Source organism: Herbaspirillum frisingense (assembly GCF_047325095.1).
GTDB classification, from domain to species: domain Bacteria; phylum Pseudomonadota; class Gammaproteobacteria; order Burkholderiales; family Burkholderiaceae_D; genus Herbaspirillum; species Herbaspirillum frisingense.
In genome coordinates this window covers 14732-30372 of the sequence record NZ_CP168558.1, presented here as the reverse complement: position 1 = coordinate 30372, position 15641 = coordinate 14732, and the positions used below count along the sequence as shown (strand labels likewise).

Here is a 15641-nt window from a genome sequence, read left to right as displayed (position 1 = left end):
GCAGCCGGCGGGTGCCGAGGATCAGCCCTGCTTGAGCTTGCGCGCGATGTCCAGCGCGAAGTAGGTCAGCACGCCATCGGCGCCGGCGCGCTTGAAGGCCATCATGGCTTCCATCATGGTCTTGTCGTGATCCAGCCAGCCGTTCTGGGCGGCGGCCTTGATCATCGCGTATTCGCCGCTGACCTGGTAGGCGAAGGTGGGCACGCGGAATTCGTCCTTCACGCGGCGCACGATGTCCAGGTAAGGCATGCCCGGCTTGACCATCACCATGTCGGCGCCTTCCTTGAGGTCCAGCGCGACTTCGCGCAGGGCCTCGTCGCTGTTGGCCGGGTCCATCTGGTAGGTGGCCTTGCTGCCCTTGCCCAGGTTGGCGGCCGAGCCGACCGCATCGCGGAAGGGGCCGTAGAAGGCCGAGGCATACTTGGCCGAGTAGGCCATGATGCGGGTGTAGATATGGCCCTTTGCTTCCAGCATGGCGCGGATGGCGGCGATGCGGCCGTCCATCATGTCCGAGGGGGCGACCACGTCCACGCCGGCATCGGCCTGGGTTTGCGCCTGCCTGACCAGCAGCGCGAGGGTTTCATCGTTGAGGATGTAGCCGGTCTCGTCCAGCACGCCGTCCTGGCCGTGGCTGGTGTAGGGGTCCAGCGCCACGTCGCACAGCACGCCCAGTTCGGGGAAGCGCTCTTTCAGCGCCCGCACCACACGCGGGACCAGTCCATCCGGGTTGGTGGCTTCGATGCCATCGGGCGTCTTCAGGGCCGGATCGATCACCGGGAACAGCGCCAGCACCGGCACGCCCAGCTTCACGCATTCTTCGGCCACCGGCAGCAGCGCATCCAGCGACAGGCGTTCCACGCCCGGCAGCGAGGCCACGGGGGTGCGCAGGTTCTGACCTTCCTGCACGAATACCGGATAGATCAGGTCGGCGCTGGTGATGACGTTTTCGGCCATCAGCGCGCGCGAGAAGGCATCGCGACGCATGCGGCGCATGCGCAGGGCAGGGTAGGCGGCGTTGGAACTGAAATCGGTCAAGGACATAGGTTCGCTTTCAATAAAGAGATGTTGTATGACGCTATCTTGAAATATTTTCTAGGCAAATATCGCTAACTTCGGAAAATTGCCTGCTTAGATTCGAGCGGCGAACAACTTTCCCTCGGTATGGCTTATCTTTGCTGCGGGTAATTCATTTGCCCCCCGCTTCCCCTTCCCTCCCTGAGCGGGGCCGATCGCGCTAGCGATAGGCGTTCGCCCCGGAGAATATCCCTGTTCTCCGGGGTTTTTTTCGTCATGACGTTTTACTCCGGTCCGAAGGATGTCGCCTTGTCGGCGATCAGGCTTGCTGTGTGTCCTGATCTTGGGCGACGTCGTCGTCGGCCACCGCGGCCGAGGCTGCTGGCTGGTTCAGGCCGGCCAGTTCCACGATCTTGTCGTTGGCCTCTTCCAGGCCGGTCCGCTTGAGGGCGGAAAACAGTTGCACCGTGAACGGGAAGGGCTGGCCGTTTTCATCGACGTAGCTCTGCAGGTAGGTCTGGGCCTGGCGCAGGGCGTTGGTGGACTCATTGCGGTTGAGCTTGTCGGCCTTGCTCAGAATGCAATGGATGGGTTTGCCGGTCGGTGCGAACCACTCGATCATCTGGATATCCAGGTCGGTGAAGGGACGGCGCGAATCGACGATCATCACCAGCGCTGCCAGCTGTTCGCGCTGTCGTACGTAGTCGCCCAGCAGGGCTTGCCAGTGGTGCTTGGCCGAGCCGGACACTTCGGCATAGCCATAGCCTGGCAAGTCCACCAGCATGGCCCGGATGTCATCCGGGCGCGCCTCGTCGTTGCGGTGCTGCCCGACGTGGGCGCCGCCGATGGAGAAATAGTTGATGTGCTGGGTGCGTCCCGGCGTCTTGGAGGCGAAGGCCAGGCGCTTCTGGTTGCACAGCACGTTGATGGCACTGGACTTGCCGGCATTGGAACGCCCGGCGAAGGCGATCTCCGGTACGCTGGTCTTGGGCAGGTCCCGCAGGTGATTGACGGTGGTGAAGAAACGGGCTTGCCAAAGTTGCGACATGGTGGGGGGAAATCCGAAAGAGGAGGGAAAAACGCGGAGAAGCTATTGTACAATGGCCCGAAACCCAACGCCTCGTTGACGCCGGGCAAGTAAAAAATATGGCGGCCATTGGAGACAGGTCAAACGACGGGCATTTGGTTTAGGGGCAGCTAGCCGCCGAACGGGCAAAATCTCTCAATTCCACAATAAGTATTAGGGTGACGAATGAACCGTGCCTTTTCCCCACTGTTGTACTCCGTTTTTGCTGCCATCCTGGCAGTGGCCAGCGCAGCCCACGCGGCTGACGACAAGAAGACCCCGATCAAGGCCGATCCGGCCAAGGGCGAAGCGCTCTACACCAATGGCGACAATGCGCGCAACATCGTGGCCTGCGTGTCCTGCCACGGCGCGGCAGGCAATTCGACCATCACCCAGAATCCCAAACTGTCCGGCCAGCATGAGGCCTACATCGCCAAGCAGTTGCTGAACTTCCGTACCCCGGATCGCAACAACCCGGTGATGTCGCCGATGGCCAAGGCCTTGTCGGACGAGGACATCCACAACGTCGCGGCTTATCTGGCTACCCAGGCACCCAAGCCCGGCGCGGCCAAGAACAAGGACACCATCGACCTGGGCAAGCACATCTGGCGCGGTGGCATCGCCGCCAAGAACGTGCCGGCCTGTGCCGGCTGCCACAGCCCCAATGGTGCCGGCATCCCGGCCCAGTATCCGCGCCTGGCCGGCCAGCACCAGGATTACACGGTGGCCCAGTTGACCAACTTCCGCGGCGGCGCGCGTACCAACAGCGTGCAGATGACCAGCATTGCCGAACGCCTGTCGGACAAGGAAATCAAGGCAGTGGCCGATTACATCGCCGGCCTGAAATAAGCCATCTGCGGGATTGCGCAGAGGGATGGCAATATCAAAGGCGGCCCCGTGCCGCCTTTTTTCATCGGCTTCATTGGCCCTCCCTTTGCCACCATCTGCCTTCACCTGCCTTGATGCAGGTCGTAGCATTCCGGGCCCGCCTGGCCGAAGATATCGCCCGTCGCGCTGGTCCGGCTGCGGCCCAGCGCACCGACATACCCGGATGGCGTTGGCGTCTATTGCCGATGGCATATCACGGACTTTCTCCCGGAGCGGTAAAATCCGGGTTCGCATCGCTTTGCCGACCGGCAAGGTGCCCCCCAGGTAAGCGGAACCGGCAGGCCCGGTCCGGTAAGGCAGGAATATGACGACGGGCAGCAGTACCCAAGGAATCCAGATCAGGACCCGCCAGCGCTGGTTGGGAGAGGCGGTCGAACTGATCTCATCGATGCGCTTTGCCATCAGCCTGTTGACGCTGATCGCCATCGCCTCGGTGATCGGTACGGTGATGAAGCAGAACGAGCCGATGCCCAACTACGTCAACCAGTTCGGCCCGTTCTGGTTCGAGATCTTCGCCAAGGTGGGGCTGTACGCGGTCTACTCGGCCTGGTGGTTCCTGCTGATCATGGGTTTCCTGGTGTTGTCGACCTCGCTGTGCATCGCCCGCAACGGTCCCAAGATGCTGCGCGACGCCAAAAGCTGGCGCGACAACGTGCGCGAGCAGTCGCTGCGCAATTTCCATCACAAGCACGAGTGGCAGAGCGGCGAGACGCCGGCCGAGGCTGCGGCCCGACTGGTGCGGCAGGTGGCGTCCAAGGGCTACAAGACCAAGCTGGCCGACCGGGATGGCGCAATGCTGCTGGCGGCCAAGCAGGGTGCGGCCAACAAGTGGGGCTATATCTTCGCGCACGCGGCCATCGTCATCATCTGCCTGGGTGGCTTGCTCGACTCGGATCTGCCGATCCGCTTCCAGCAGTGGTTCTATGGCAAGCAGGCCTTCGCCGGCAACGGCATCATTTCCGAGATTCCTGAACGCTATCGCCTGGGCCTGAACAACCCGACCTTCCGTGGCAATACGCTGATCCCGGAAGGCTCCAGCAGCAGCACGGCCATCATCCCGCAAAAGGATGGCGTGATGATCCAGGACCTGCCCTTCACCATCACGCTCAAGCGCTTCATCATCGATTTCTACTCCACCGGCATGCCCAAGCTGTTCGCCAGCGAAGTGGTGGTGCGCGACCATGAGACCGGCCGCGAGACCGCCGCCACCATCAAGGTCAACGAGCCGCTGATCTACAAGGGCGTGGCGATCTACCAGTCCAGCTTCGAGGACGGCGGCAGCAAGCTCAAGCTGGTCGGCTATCCGATGCGGGGCGGTGCCAACGGTCGTTTCGAACTGGCCGGTGAGGTCAACGGCACCACTGCGCTGCCCGCCGCGCTGGGCGACTACACCATCGAATGGAGCGGCTTCCGTCCCTTCAATGTGGAAAACATGCAGGCCGCGGCCTCGGGCTCCACTGCCGGCTCCACCTCGGGTGATGCACGCGCGGTCAACGTCGGCAAGAACGTCAATCGCGGCTTCATCGAGGGCCTGGACAAGCACCTGGGCTCCAGTGCCAAGAATGCCAACAGCAAGGACTTCAAGAACGTCGGCCCGAGTGTGCAATACAAGTTGCGCGACAAGACCGGCCAGGCCCGCGAGTATTTCAACTACATGCAGTCGCTGCCCATCGACGGCGCCGACGTCTTCCTGGCCGGCATGCGCGAGCAGCCCGACCAGCCTTTCCGCTACCTGCGCATCCCGGCCGACGACAATGACAGCGTGGCCGAGTGGATGCGCCTGCGCGCCGCCCTGGCCAATCCGGCGCTACGCGAGGAAGCGGCTCGCCGCTATGCCCAGCAGGCCATCAGCAGCGGGCGCGACGCCTCGCCGGTGCTGCGCGAGCAGCTGCAGCAGTCGGCGCTGCGCGGCCTGTCCATCTTCGCCGGTGACGGCAAGGTGTCCGGCTATATCGCCGTGACCCGCTTCCTGGAGCAACTGCCGTCGGCCGAACAGGAAAAGGCCGCCGATATCTTCATGAAGATCCTCAACGGCAGCATGTGGGAGCTCTGGCAGGCGGCCCGCGCCAAGGATGGCCTGGCGGCGGTGAGCAGCGACGAGAAGCATGGTCGCTTCCTGCAGCTTTCCATCAATGCGCTGGCTGATGCCGCCTTCTATCCGGCCCCGGTGTTCCTGCAACTATCGGGCTTCCAGGAGATCAAGGCATCGGTGCTGCAGGTGACGCGTTCGCCGGGCAAGAAGGTGGTCTACCTGGGCTGTCTGTTCCTGGTGCTGGGGGTGTTCGCGATGCTGTACATCCGCGAGCGCCGTCTGTGGATCTGGATCAAGCCGGCCGCCGATGGCCAGGGCAGCCAGGCGCTGATGGCCATGAGCACCCAGCGCCGTACGCTGGACTTCGACAAGGAATTCGAGCAGATGAAGGGCCGCCTCTCGGGGACGGCATCGCCGGCCGCAAGCGGGACCGGTAAAGATTGAACATGCGATTGAACATGCCGCCGACGTATGGCGGTTATCATCCGGGGCAGATCAGCGCGCCAGCCGCTTTGGCTGGCACCGCCCGGGACAGCAGCAGTGGAGAACACAATGGAACTGACCCAAGCAAACCAGGCCTATTCTGAAGAACAGGGCTTCTTCCGCCGCCTTGGCATCGTGGACTGGCTCTACGCCGCCTTGCTGGTGGCCGGCGCGCTGTACGCCTTCGGGCGCTTCGGCGCCTACATGGATTACTACGAGAAGGCGGTGCTGCTGCTGGCCGCACCCACCTTCGCCTGGCTGGGCTGGCACTGGAAGCCGGTACGCCTGCTGATGGTGGTGATCGCGGTGCTCTCGCTGGGTGCCATCGCCATGTACGGCGGCGCACTGGAGTTGGCCGACAAGAAGTTCTTCCTGAAATACATGCTCTCCAGCCAGTCCGCCATTCTCTGGATGAGCGCGCTGTTCTGCCTGTCCACCCTGTTCTACTGGGGCGGCCTGGCCACCACCGCCGGCACCGGCAACGCCATCGGCTCGCGCCTGTGCTGGGCGGCCGTGGTGCTGGGCTTTACCGGCCTGATGGTGCGCTGGTACGAGTCCTACCTGATCGGGCCGGACGTGGGCCACATCCCCATTTCCAACCTGTATGAAGTCTTCATCCTGTTCTGCCTGATCACGGCGCTGTTCTATCTGTATTACGAAGAGCGCTACGCCACCCGCCAGCTGGGTGCCTTCGTGCTGACCGTCATCACGGCGGCGGTGGGCTTCCTGATGTGGTATACCGTCTCGCGGGATGCGGCCGAGATCCAGCCTTTGGTACCGGCGCTGCAAAGCTGGTGGATGAAGATCCACGTGCCGGCCAATTTCATCGGTTATGGCACCTTCGCCCTGGCCGCCATGGTGGCCGTGGCCTATCTGCTGCGCGAGCGCGGTTACCTGGCCGATCGCCTGCCCCCGCTGGAGGTGCTGGATGATGTGATGTACAAGGCCATTGCCGTCGGTTTCGCCTTCTTCACCATCGCCACCATCCTGGGTGCGCTGTGGGCGGCCGAAGCCTGGGGCGGCTACTGGTCGTGGGACCCGAAGGAAACCTGGGCGCTCATCGTCTGGCTCAACTACGCGGCCTGGTTGCACATGCGCCTCATGAAGGGCCTGCGCGGCCGTGCCGCGGCCTGGTGGGCGCTGGTCGGCCTGCTGGTGACCACCTTCGCTTTCCTGGGAGTCAATATGTTCCTCTCGGGTCTGCATTCCTACGGCGAACTTTGACGGCGTCGGCGGCTCCTTGATCAGGGCGGCCTCGCCCCCCTGAACCATAAGGAGCAAGCATGAACGACAGCACCCTGACGCCGGAACTGGTCATCTTCGATTGCGACGGCACCCTGGTCGACAGTGAAGTGGTGGCGGCGCGGGCCTGGTCCGAGTACGTGGCCAACTATGGCGTGAGCCTGAGCGCGGAAGAAGCGCTGGCGCGCTTTCGCGGCGTCAGCATGAAGTGGTGCATTTCCCACATCGAACAATTGCGGGGCCAGGTGCTGCCCGCCCATTTCGAAGAAGAATTGCGCGCGCTGATGGGCAGCCTGCTGGAGCAGCACCTGCAGCCGATCAGCGGTGCCGTGGAGATGCTGGAAAAGCTGCACCTGCCCTTCGCCCTGGCCTCCAACGCGCCGCATCACAAGATCGAGTTGTGCCTGCGCGTCACCGGCCTGCTGCCGCATTTCGCCGGGCGTATCTTCAGCGCCTACGATGTGCAGCGCTGGAAACCCGATCCCGCGCTCTTCCTGTTTGCCGCCGAACGCTTGGGCGTGCCGCCGCAGCGCTGCGCCGTGGTGGAGGACAGCCTGCCGGGCGTACAGGCGGGTCTGGCGGCCGGCATGAAGGTGATCGCCCTGCAGGAGCATGCGCTGCACCCGGAGCTGCCCGCCGGCGTGGCCGTTATCACCCACCTCGGGCAACTGCATGCGCAGCTTGCCTAAGCGCAGGCTTTCCAAGCCATGGCCGGCTTCGGTAAGATCACTCACACTTTTCACCCTGGGTAACCCTGGCAAGCATGCTCCACCCCATCGACCGCGAACGGCAGATCATCTATTGCGACCGGGCCATCGAAGTGCGCCCCCTGGGTTTGCGCGAAGCGCCGGCATTGTTCGACGCCGTGCGCCAATCGATGCAGGCGATCAGTCAGTGGGAGGCCTGGTGCACCCCGGATTACAGCCTGGTCGACGCCAAGCTGTTCCTGCAGCGCGCCATCGAGCAATGGCAGGTCCATGCTGCCTATGACTTCAACATCATCGATCGCACCAATGGCCTGGTGATCGGGTCGGTTGCCGTCAATCAGGTCAGCCAGCTGAACCAGATGGCCAACCTGGGCTATTGGATCCGTGAAGGTTATACCGGCCGCGGCATCGCCGCCGTGGCGGCCCGGGCCGCGGCCGCCTTCGCCTTTGCCAAGACCGGCCTCACCCGCCTGGAGATCGTGGCCCAGGCCGGCAATCTGCGCAGCCAGCGGGTCGCGGAGAAAACCGGGGCGACGCTGGAATGCCTGGCCCGCAATCGCCTGGTCTTTCATGGCGAGCCACGCGATGCCACCGTCTTTTCACTGGTCCCAAGCGACCTGGGACGGCCGGTACCGGTGCATACCTGACCCCTGTCGCATCCCCCGATAAAAATGCCGGCAGGTAATTTTCTGTCGCTTTTTCGTCGTCTGAACTGAAATAAAGATACGTTTCGCAACAAAATTTTTGATCAGTCTTTGGTCAGAAAACCTGCACAATCCCGTCCATTCTGACAGCGCTGTCAGCCTTGATGGCTGCGGGTTTGCGCCGTTTTTGCGGGGCCGCATAAAAAGATTGTCGTGAAGTAATTTCGATTTGGCTGACAAAATACTGACTTTTCACGTATTCCAAATCGCTGCTCGGGCGTTACATAGCTAAAGCGCTGTCAAGAAACGTAGCGCTTTGTGTATCTGGAGCAGTTTCCCGGAATCAGGCAGCAAGCAACATCTTCCGGGGCGCTGCGTGTTCTCCCGAAAAAAACTCAGGACGGGAGAACGTTGAGCGTCAGCGACGTAAGAGGAAATACGATGCAAGCCATACAACGCAACAAGACCACGAACAATAACCACGCCGGCCGCGCCGCCCAACAATACGTCATGGGCGGGGAAGCGCGTACTTCCCGCCTGGCCAAGCGCCTCAAGGGTGCCGAGGCGGTACATCAGGACGATGATTGCAACGCGCGTTACGACAAGATCTCCAAGCAGATGGATGACGCGCTGGAGGGCGGTTCGCCCCAGCGCTTCAAACGTCCCAAGATGGAAAGCGACATCATCGCGCGTTGATGCCTGCACAATGAAAAACAGCCGGAGGCAGGTCTGCTCCGGCTGTCATTTTCTCCAGCATGGGCCGCTGGCGTGAGGTTTTCTGAATTTTCGCCACGCAGCCCTGGGGGCCAAGCCTGGAGGTCCAGGTCTAGAGATTTTCCTCGCGCGGGTCCCGTGCCAGCAGCCGGGCGACCATTTCCTGCACCGACACGCCATCGAACAGGGCCGCCGCCACTGCATCGGTGATCGGCATGTCGATGCCTTTTTCGCGTGCCAGTGCGCGCACCGCCTGTGCACAGCGCACGCCTTCGGCAACGTGACCCAGCTCGGTCACGATATCTTCCAGCTTCTTGTTCTGCGCCAGCCCCAGCCCCACGCGACGGTTGCGGGAGAGGTCGCCGGTGCAGGTCAGGATCAGGTCACCCACGCCCGAGAGTCCCATGAAGGTCTCGGGACGCCCGCCTAGCGCCACCCCCAGCCGGGTGATTTCTGCCAGACCGCGGGTGATCAGCGCAGCGCGGGCATTCAATCCCAGTTGCAGGCCATCGGCCACGCCCGTGGCGATGGCCAGGATGTTCTTGACCGCACCACCAATCTCCACCCCCACCAGGTCATCGCTGGAATAGATGCGGATATTGTTGCCATGTACGGCCCTGACCACGCGCTCGCACAGGGCAGCGTCGGCACCGGCGATGGTCAGCGCGCAAGGCAGGCCGCGCGCCACTTCCTGCGCAAAGGACGGCCCCGACAGCACGCCGGCCGGCAGGTCGCTGCCCAGGACCTCCTGCACAACCTGATGCGGCAACAGGCGCGTACCTTCTTCCAGCCCCTTGCACAGCCAGACCAGGTTGGGAATCGCGTGATGGCGCAGATGGCCGGCCAGTTCACGCAGGCCGGAGACCGACGAGGCGGCGATCAGCAGCGACTCGGCTGGGTCGGCGCAGACGTGCCGTACGGCGGCGTCGAAATCGGAACCGACCTGCAGCTCCGGCGGCAGTGCAAATCCGGGCAGGTAGAGGCGGTTTTCGCGCTGCTGGTCGGCTTCCTGCATGGCCTGGGCATTGCGGCCCCACAGCACGACCTGATGCTTGCGCGCCAGCGGGATGGCCAGCGCGGTTCCCCATGCGCCGGCGCCCAGAATGGTGATCTTCATGGCAGGTCCGTTCAGTCGCCCCAGACGTCGCCGGCCTTCACGAAGCCGCTCTGGCCATCGCGATGGCGCACCTTGACCCAGCCGTTGTTGGGGCTCTCCAGCATTTCCAGCAGGACCGACTTGTCGGCGCTGAAGACCACCGGGCTGCTTTCATCGGCCGCATTGAAGACGCGGGCGTTGGTCGCCGACACCACCAGCATGCGCTTGGGCGTGAGTGTCTTGGACTGGACCCAGGAAAGAGTCCCGGCGGCATCCCTCACCTTGCTCCATTCGCCATAGGTCAAGACCACTTCCACCGGCATGCCACGCGGCGCAACGTAGACGCGACGACCTTTCTCGGAAGGGGCGTCGTACATGATGGCGGGGGCCGCACCGACCGACTTGAAGTCCAGGGCCAGGGCATCCTTGGCCATGAAGGCGCCGAGCAGGGTGGCGGAAAGAATCAGGGACAGGCGTTTCATTGAGAAAGTCTCCGCAGAAGGGAAAGCGCCGCAGCGTGGGCTGCGGCGGCTTGGTGTCGTGCCGGCAGGCCGCAGGGGAGCGGCCGTCCGGCAGGCGGACAAGTGCTGAAAGCAGGATGGTGAAACCGGATCAGTTGACGGCGGTGGAGCCGTTGTTGACCAGGGTCGCGCCTTGCTGCTCGGCCAGCGCCTGCAGGCGCTGCTGGTAGAACACCTCGAAGTTGATCTCGGCCAGGTGCACCGGCGGGAAACCGGCGCGGGTGATGGCGTCGGCGATGTTGGCGCGCAGGTACGGGTAGATGATGTTGGGGCAGCCGATGCCCAGCAGCGGGTCCAGCTGTTCGGCGGGCACGTTGCGGATCTCGAAGATGCCGGCTTGCTTGCCCTCGACCAGGAAGGCGACCTTGTCCTTGACCTTGGCGGTCACGGTGATGGTCACGGTCGATTCGAAGACGCCTTCAGCCAGCGCCTCGGCACCGACGTCCACCGACACTTCGATCGAGGGGGCTTCCTGTTCGAGGAAGATGGCCGGCGAATTCGGCTGTTCCAGCGACAGATCCTTCAGGTAGACGCGCTGGATCTGGAAAACGGGTTGCTCTTGGGCTTCTTGGTTCTGTTCCGACATGGATCTCTTTCAGGTTCGGTGAATCGATAGGGGAGGTTTGCTGCCCTGGCGTCAGGCTTGCAGCAGCGGGTCCAGCTTGCCGGCGCGGTCCATTGCGTTCAGATCGTCAAATCCGCCGACATGGGTGTCGCCGATATAGATCTGTGGCACGGTGCGGCGGCCGGTCTTTTGCATCATCAGCTCGCGCTGTTGAGGTTCGAGGTCCACGCGGATCTTGTCGATCTGCGTGATCCCCTTGCTGGCGAGCAAGCGCTCGGCCATCATGCAATACGGGCATACGGCGGTGCAGTACATCGTGACCGGGGCGCTCATTTTGCCTCCTTGGTGGTCAGCGGCAGGCCCTGGCCCTGCCAGGCGTCGATGCCGCCATGCAGGCCGTAGACCTCGGTAAAACCGGCTTTCTTGAGCGAACCCTCGGCGCGATTGGCCTGGGTGCCGTTCTTGCAGACCACGATGACCGGACGGCCCTTCATCTTGTCCAGTTCGCCGATGCGCTGCGGCAACTCCTTCAGAGGGATATTGCGGGCTTCGCGCAGGTGGCCGGCGGCGAATTGTTCCGGTTCACGCACGTCCAGCACCAGCACCTTGCCCTGGTTGAGCATCTGCGTGGCCTGTAGCAGGCTGAGCTTGTTGCCACGCTGTTGCAGGTAGGGAACCAGCAGGGTACCGCCAGAGACCAAGGCCAGGGCGATCAGGAAAATATTGTCGATGATGAATTTCACGGCAGTCCAATGAGTTTACTGAATCCCGGCATTATAAAATAGAAGCATTCGTGGTTTGCATCCGGACCGAACAGTCTAAGGTCTGCACCCGGTCTCGCGTAGTCGACCTTGGGGCAACCGCACCGCTTTCTCCATCATCAAAACTAGTCCCGCTATGTACAAAATCGTATTCATGCGCCACGGCGAATCGACCTGGAACCTGGCCAACCGCTTCACCGGCTGGGTCGATGTCGACCTCACCGAAAAAGGCGTGGCCGAAGCCCGCCAGGCCGGCAAGCTGCTCAAGGAAGCCGGTTTCTCCTTCGACCTGGCCTATACCTCGGTGTTGAAGCGCGCCATCCGCACCCTCTGGACCACGCTGGATGAAATGGACCAGATGTACATCCCCATCAAGAACGACTGGCGCCTGAACGAACGCCACTACGGCGCCCTGCAAGGCCTGAACAAGGCCGAAACCGCCGCCCAGTATGGCGACGAGCAGGTGCTGGTCTGGCGTCGCAGCTACGACACCCCGCCCAACCCGCTGACCCCGGGCGAAGAGCGCGATGCCTTCGGCGACGCCCGCTACGCCGGCCTCTCGCGCGAACAGGTGCCGCTGACCGAATGCCTGAAGGACACCGTGGCCCGCGTGCTGCCGGCCTGGAACGACTCCATCGCCCCGGCCATCCGCGCCGGCAAGCAGATCATCATCTCCGCCCACGGCAACAGCCTGCGCGCCCTGATCAAGTACCTCGACGGCATCAGCGACAACGACATCGTCGGCCTGAACATCCCCAACGGCCAGCCGCTGGTCTATGAGCTGGACGCCGACCTGAAGCCCATCAAGAGCTACTACCTGGGTGACCAGTCCGCCATCGAGGCAGCACTCAAGGCCGTGGCCAATCAAGGGAAGTCGAAATAAAACTGCGTTTCTCCAGCAAGGCGCCGGCCGCACTGGCCGCGCCCGTTCCCGGCAAGTGCACAGCACCGGCGCGCCCCGACCCGTTGGCCGACGCGCTGCGGGGACGTTTGCGCCCGCTGGTCCACGCACTGGCCGGATTGGCGTGCCTGTGGCTGGCACTGTCTGCAGCCCAGGCCCAGCCGATCACCGAACGGACCAGGCAAAAGCAGGCCGCCGAGAAGGAACGGGCCGACCTGCAGCAGCGCCTGACCAGCCTCAAGCGCGACATCGACCAGACCGAAACCGCCAAGGACAACGCCGCCGACGCGCTGGCCGTCTCCGAACAGGCCATCTCCAAGGCCAATCGTTCCCTGCGCGACCTGGCCCAGGAACAGCAGGAAACCGAGTCCCGCCTGGCACAACTGGTCAAGCAGCTCAATGAGCTCACCGCCCTGGTCAACGCCCAGCAGGCCCAGCTTTCCAGGCTGCTGCGCGAGCAGTACGTGGCCGGTAATGAAGATCGTATCAAGTTGCTGCTCTCCGGGGACAACCCCAATCGCATCAACCGTGAATTGCAGTACATGGGCTATGTCTCCCAGGCCCAGGCCAGGTTGATCGAAACCCTGCGCGCCAACCAGCAGGCCATCCGCGCCAACAAGGCCGACACCCAGAACGCCAAGTACGAACTGGAAGAAATCGCCCAGGAAGAACTGGAACAGAAGAAGGTCCTGGAGCGCGAAAAGGGCCGTCGCCAGACCCTGTTGTCGCAGCTCTCCACCAAGCTCAATGCCCAGCGCCAGGAGGTCGGTCGCATCGAGCAGGACCAGCAGCGTCTCTCCAGTCTGGTGGACAAGCTGGCGCAGATCATCGAACAGCAGAAAAAGGCCGAAGCCGAAGCCCGCGAAAAGCGGCGCCAGGAACAATTGGCCAAAGCCAGGGCCGAACGCGAGAAGCGACTGGCTGAACAGCGCGCCCGGGCGGCCGAGCGCGCCGCCGAAGCGGCACGGGCCGCCAGGGAGGGCAAGCCGGTACCGAAGCAGCCCGACCCGGCCGACGCCATCGACGATGACGAACCGCCGCAAAGCACCACCCTGGCGCGCAACGACACCCTGCCCGAGCCGCAGTCGGACAATTTCGGCAAGCCCTTCGCCAGCCTGCGCGGCCAGCTGCACCTGCCGGTCAAGGGTGACCTGACATCGAAATTCGGCAGTCGCCGGGGTGAGGGACCGACCAGCCGGGGCCTGTTCATCCGCGCCCACGAAGGCTCGGAAGTGCGCGCCGTGGCGGCCGGCCGGGTGGTCTTCGCGGACTGGTTGCGCGGCTTCGGCAATCTGATCATCGTGGATCACGGCAATCAGTACATGACGATTTATGGCAACAACCAGTCGGTGCTCAAACGTGCCGGCGATGTGGTAAAAGCGGGCGACACTATTGCTACTGCAGGCAACAGCGGCGGTAACGAGCAATCGGGTTTATACTTTGAAATGCGGTATCAAGGCCGCGCATTCGACCCACTGGGGTGGGTAACTACTAGGTGACACATGGGCAGCAAACTCAAGAATATCGGTTTGATCGGGTTGGGCATGGTGGCAGGCGCCACCGCGATGATTCAGTTCGACGCCATCGCGCAGAAGAATGCAACGGCGTCGCTGCCCCTGGAGGAGCTGCGCCAGATGGCCGACGTATTCGGCCTCATCAAGTCGGATTACGTCGAGCAGGTCGACGACAAGAAGCTGCTGACCGAAGCCATTTCCGGCATGGTCGCCTCGCTTGATCCGCACTCCGCCTATCTGGACAAGAAGGCCTACAAGGAACTGCGCGAAGGCACCATGGGCAAGTTCGTCGGCCTGGGTATCGAAGTCGGCATGGAAGATGGCTACGTCAAGGTCATCTCCCCGATCGAGGATTCGCCGGCCTTCCGCGCCGGGATCAAGGCCGGTGACCTGATCACCCGCCTGGACAGCACCCCGGTCAAGGGCCTGACCCTGGATGAAGCCGTCAAGAAGATGCGCGGCGAACCCAACACCAAGATCACCCTGACCATCGCCCGCAAGGAAGAGGACAAGCCCATCATCCTGACCATCACCCGTCAGGAGATCCGCGTGCAGAGCGTCAAGTCCAAGGTCATCGAACCCGGTTACGCCTGGCTGCGCGTGACCCAGTTCCAGGAGCCGACGGTGGACGACATGTCCAAGAAGCTGGCCGCCATCTACGCCCAGGAACCCAACCTGAAGGGCATCGTGCTGGACCTGCGCAACGATCCGGGCGGCGTGCTGCCGGGCGCCATCGGCGTGGCTGCAGCCTTCCTGCCCAAGGATTCGGTGGTGGTGTCCACCAACGGCCAGCTGCCCAGCTCCAAGCAGACGTTCTACGCCAAGCGCGAATACTACGCCGCCAACCCGCTGTCGGACCCGCTGTCGCGCCTGCCGGATGCCATCAAGAAGGTGCCGATGGTGGTCCTGATCAACAGCGGCTCGGCCTCGGCTTCCGAAATCGTGGCCGGCGCCCTGCAGGATTACAAGCGCGCCACCATCATGGGTACCCAGTCCTTCGGCAAGGGTTCGGTGCAGTCGGTGATCGCCCTGCCGCCGGAAAAGAACACCGCCGTCAAGCTGACCACCGCCCGCTACTACACGCCCAAGGGTCGTTCCATCCAGGCCCGTGGCATCGTGCCGGACATCATGGTGGACGAATTCCCCGATGGCGATGGCCTGAACGGCCTGCGCCTGCGTGAAGCCGACCTGTCCAAGCACCTCTCCAACGACACCGACAAGTCGGCCGAAGTGAAGGCGCAAGCCCTGGACGAGCAGTCGGAAGAACGCCTGATCGCCGCCGAGAAGAAGCGCAAGCCGCTGGAATTCGGCAGCAAGGACGACTTCCAGCTGGGACAAGCCCTGAACCACCTCAAGGGCTTGCCGGTGAAGGTCTCCAATGCCAAGCCGGAAGTGCGCAACGAAGAGGGCAAGAACGCCACCCCGGTCAAGGACGAGCGCAAGGACAACAAGGCGCCGGCCGAGAAGATCGACTCCACCAAGTAATCCGCCGC

Annotated in this window: 16 protein-coding genes; 9 read left to right on the top strand and 7 right to left on the bottom strand. The window is 63.1% G+C overall.

Going from position 1 to position 15641, the window contains the following annotated elements; genetic code table 11:
* Window positions 1-21 precede the first annotated feature (21 nt).
* Both hemB and yihA read right to left on the bottom strand, forming a co-directional pair.
* Complete coding sequence (gene hemB / locus ACEOAC_RS00150) at window positions 22-1041, bottom strand: porphobilinogen synthase (RefSeq protein ID WP_077234954.1); 1020 nt, start codon at window positions 1039-1041, stop codon at window positions 22-24.
* Between the two features lie 292 nt (window positions 1042-1333).
* Entirely contained in the window at window positions 1334-2062 is a 729-nt protein-coding gene (yihA, locus tag ACEOAC_RS00145; RefSeq protein WP_006464897.1) for a ribosome biogenesis GTP-binding protein YihA/YsxC, read from the bottom strand.
* Window positions 2063-2266: 204 nt separating this feature from the next.
* Here yihA and ACEOAC_RS00140 point away from each other — a divergent pair, with 204 nt between their 5' ends.
* From ACEOAC_RS00140 to ACEOAC_RS00115, 6 genes are all read left to right on the top strand, one after another.
* Window positions 2267-2929, top strand: coding sequence for a c-type cytochrome (locus ACEOAC_RS00140; protein WP_006464896.1), 663 nt, complete (start codon window positions 2267-2269; stop codon window positions 2927-2929).
* A gap of 343 nt (window positions 2930-3272) precedes the next feature.
* Entirely contained in the window at window positions 3273-5444 is a 2172-nt protein-coding gene (locus ACEOAC_RS00135) for a cytochrome c biogenesis protein ResB (RefSeq protein WP_413444549.1), read from the top strand.
* 108 nt (window positions 5445-5552) lie between these two features.
* Window positions 5553-6707 (top strand): c-type cytochrome biogenesis protein CcsB, encoded by a 1155-nt coding sequence (gene ccsB / locus ACEOAC_RS00130; RefSeq protein WP_077234951.1) that lies wholly within the window; start codon window positions 5553-5555, stop codon window positions 6705-6707.
* 59 nt (window positions 6708-6766) lie between these two features.
* Window positions 6767-7414, top strand: coding sequence for an HAD family hydrolase (locus tag ACEOAC_RS00125; RefSeq protein ID WP_241813698.1), 648 nt, complete (start codon window positions 6767-6769; stop codon window positions 7412-7414).
* A gap of 74 nt (window positions 7415-7488) precedes the next feature.
* Window positions 7489-8079, top strand: a complete 591-nt coding sequence (locus ACEOAC_RS00120; RefSeq protein ID WP_241813697.1) for a GNAT family N-acetyltransferase — start codon at window positions 7489-7491, stop codon at window positions 8077-8079.
* A 438-nt stretch (window positions 8080-8517) separates the two neighbouring features.
* Window positions 8518-8772, top strand: coding sequence for a hypothetical protein (locus ACEOAC_RS00115; RefSeq protein ID WP_006464891.1), 255 nt, complete (start codon window positions 8518-8520; stop codon window positions 8770-8772).
* 130 nt (window positions 8773-8902) lie between these two features.
* Here the strand turns inward: ACEOAC_RS00115 and ACEOAC_RS00110 are convergent, their stop codons facing one another.
* The 5 genes from ACEOAC_RS00110 to ACEOAC_RS00090 form a co-directional block, all read right to left on the bottom strand.
* Window positions 8903-9907 (bottom strand): NAD(P)H-dependent glycerol-3-phosphate dehydrogenase, encoded by a 1005-nt coding sequence (locus tag ACEOAC_RS00110; RefSeq protein ID WP_413444548.1) that lies wholly within the window; start codon window positions 9905-9907, stop codon window positions 8903-8905.
* A gap of 11 nt (window positions 9908-9918) precedes the next feature.
* Window positions 9919-10368, bottom strand: a complete 450-nt coding sequence (locus ACEOAC_RS00105; RefSeq protein WP_006464889.1) for an SH3 domain-containing protein — start codon at window positions 10366-10368, stop codon at window positions 9919-9921.
* 130 nt (window positions 10369-10498) lie between these two features.
* Entirely contained in the window at window positions 10499-10993 is a 495-nt protein-coding gene (gene secB / locus ACEOAC_RS00100; RefSeq protein ID WP_006464888.1) for a protein-export chaperone SecB, read from the bottom strand.
* 51 nt (window positions 10994-11044) lie between these two features.
* Window positions 11045-11305 (bottom strand): glutaredoxin 3, encoded by a 261-nt coding sequence (gene grxC, locus ACEOAC_RS00095; protein WP_006464887.1) that lies wholly within the window; start codon window positions 11303-11305, stop codon window positions 11045-11047.
* Window positions 11302-11715 (bottom strand): rhodanese-like domain-containing protein, encoded by a 414-nt coding sequence (locus ACEOAC_RS00090; protein WP_006464886.1) that lies wholly within the window; start codon window positions 11713-11715, stop codon window positions 11302-11304. The genes grxC and ACEOAC_RS00090 overlap by 4 nt, the downstream gene beginning before the upstream one ends.
* A gap of 154 nt (window positions 11716-11869) precedes the next feature.
* Between ACEOAC_RS00090 and gpmA the strand changes: the two genes are divergently transcribed.
* The 3 genes from gpmA to ACEOAC_RS00075 all read left to right on the top strand — a co-directional run bounded on the left by gpmA (window position 11870) and on the right by ACEOAC_RS00075 (window position 15633).
* On the top strand, window positions 11870-12616 hold the full coding sequence (gpmA, locus tag ACEOAC_RS00085; RefSeq protein WP_006464885.1) for a 2,3-diphosphoglycerate-dependent phosphoglycerate mutase: 747 nt from the start codon (window positions 11870-11872) through the stop codon (window positions 12614-12616).
* A gap of 116 nt (window positions 12617-12732) precedes the next feature.
* Complete coding sequence (locus ACEOAC_RS00080) at window positions 12733-14133, top strand: murein hydrolase activator EnvC family protein (protein ID WP_413628923.1); 1401 nt, start codon at window positions 12733-12735, stop codon at window positions 14131-14133.
* A gap of 3 nt (window positions 14134-14136) precedes the next feature.
* Window positions 14137-15633 carry a S41 family peptidase gene (locus tag ACEOAC_RS00075; protein ID WP_413444920.1) on the top strand — a complete coding sequence of 499 codons (1497 nt, stop codon included), beginning with the start codon at window positions 14137-14139 and terminating at the stop codon, window positions 15631-15633.
* The last annotated feature ends 8 nt before the right edge of the window (window positions 15634-15641 follow it).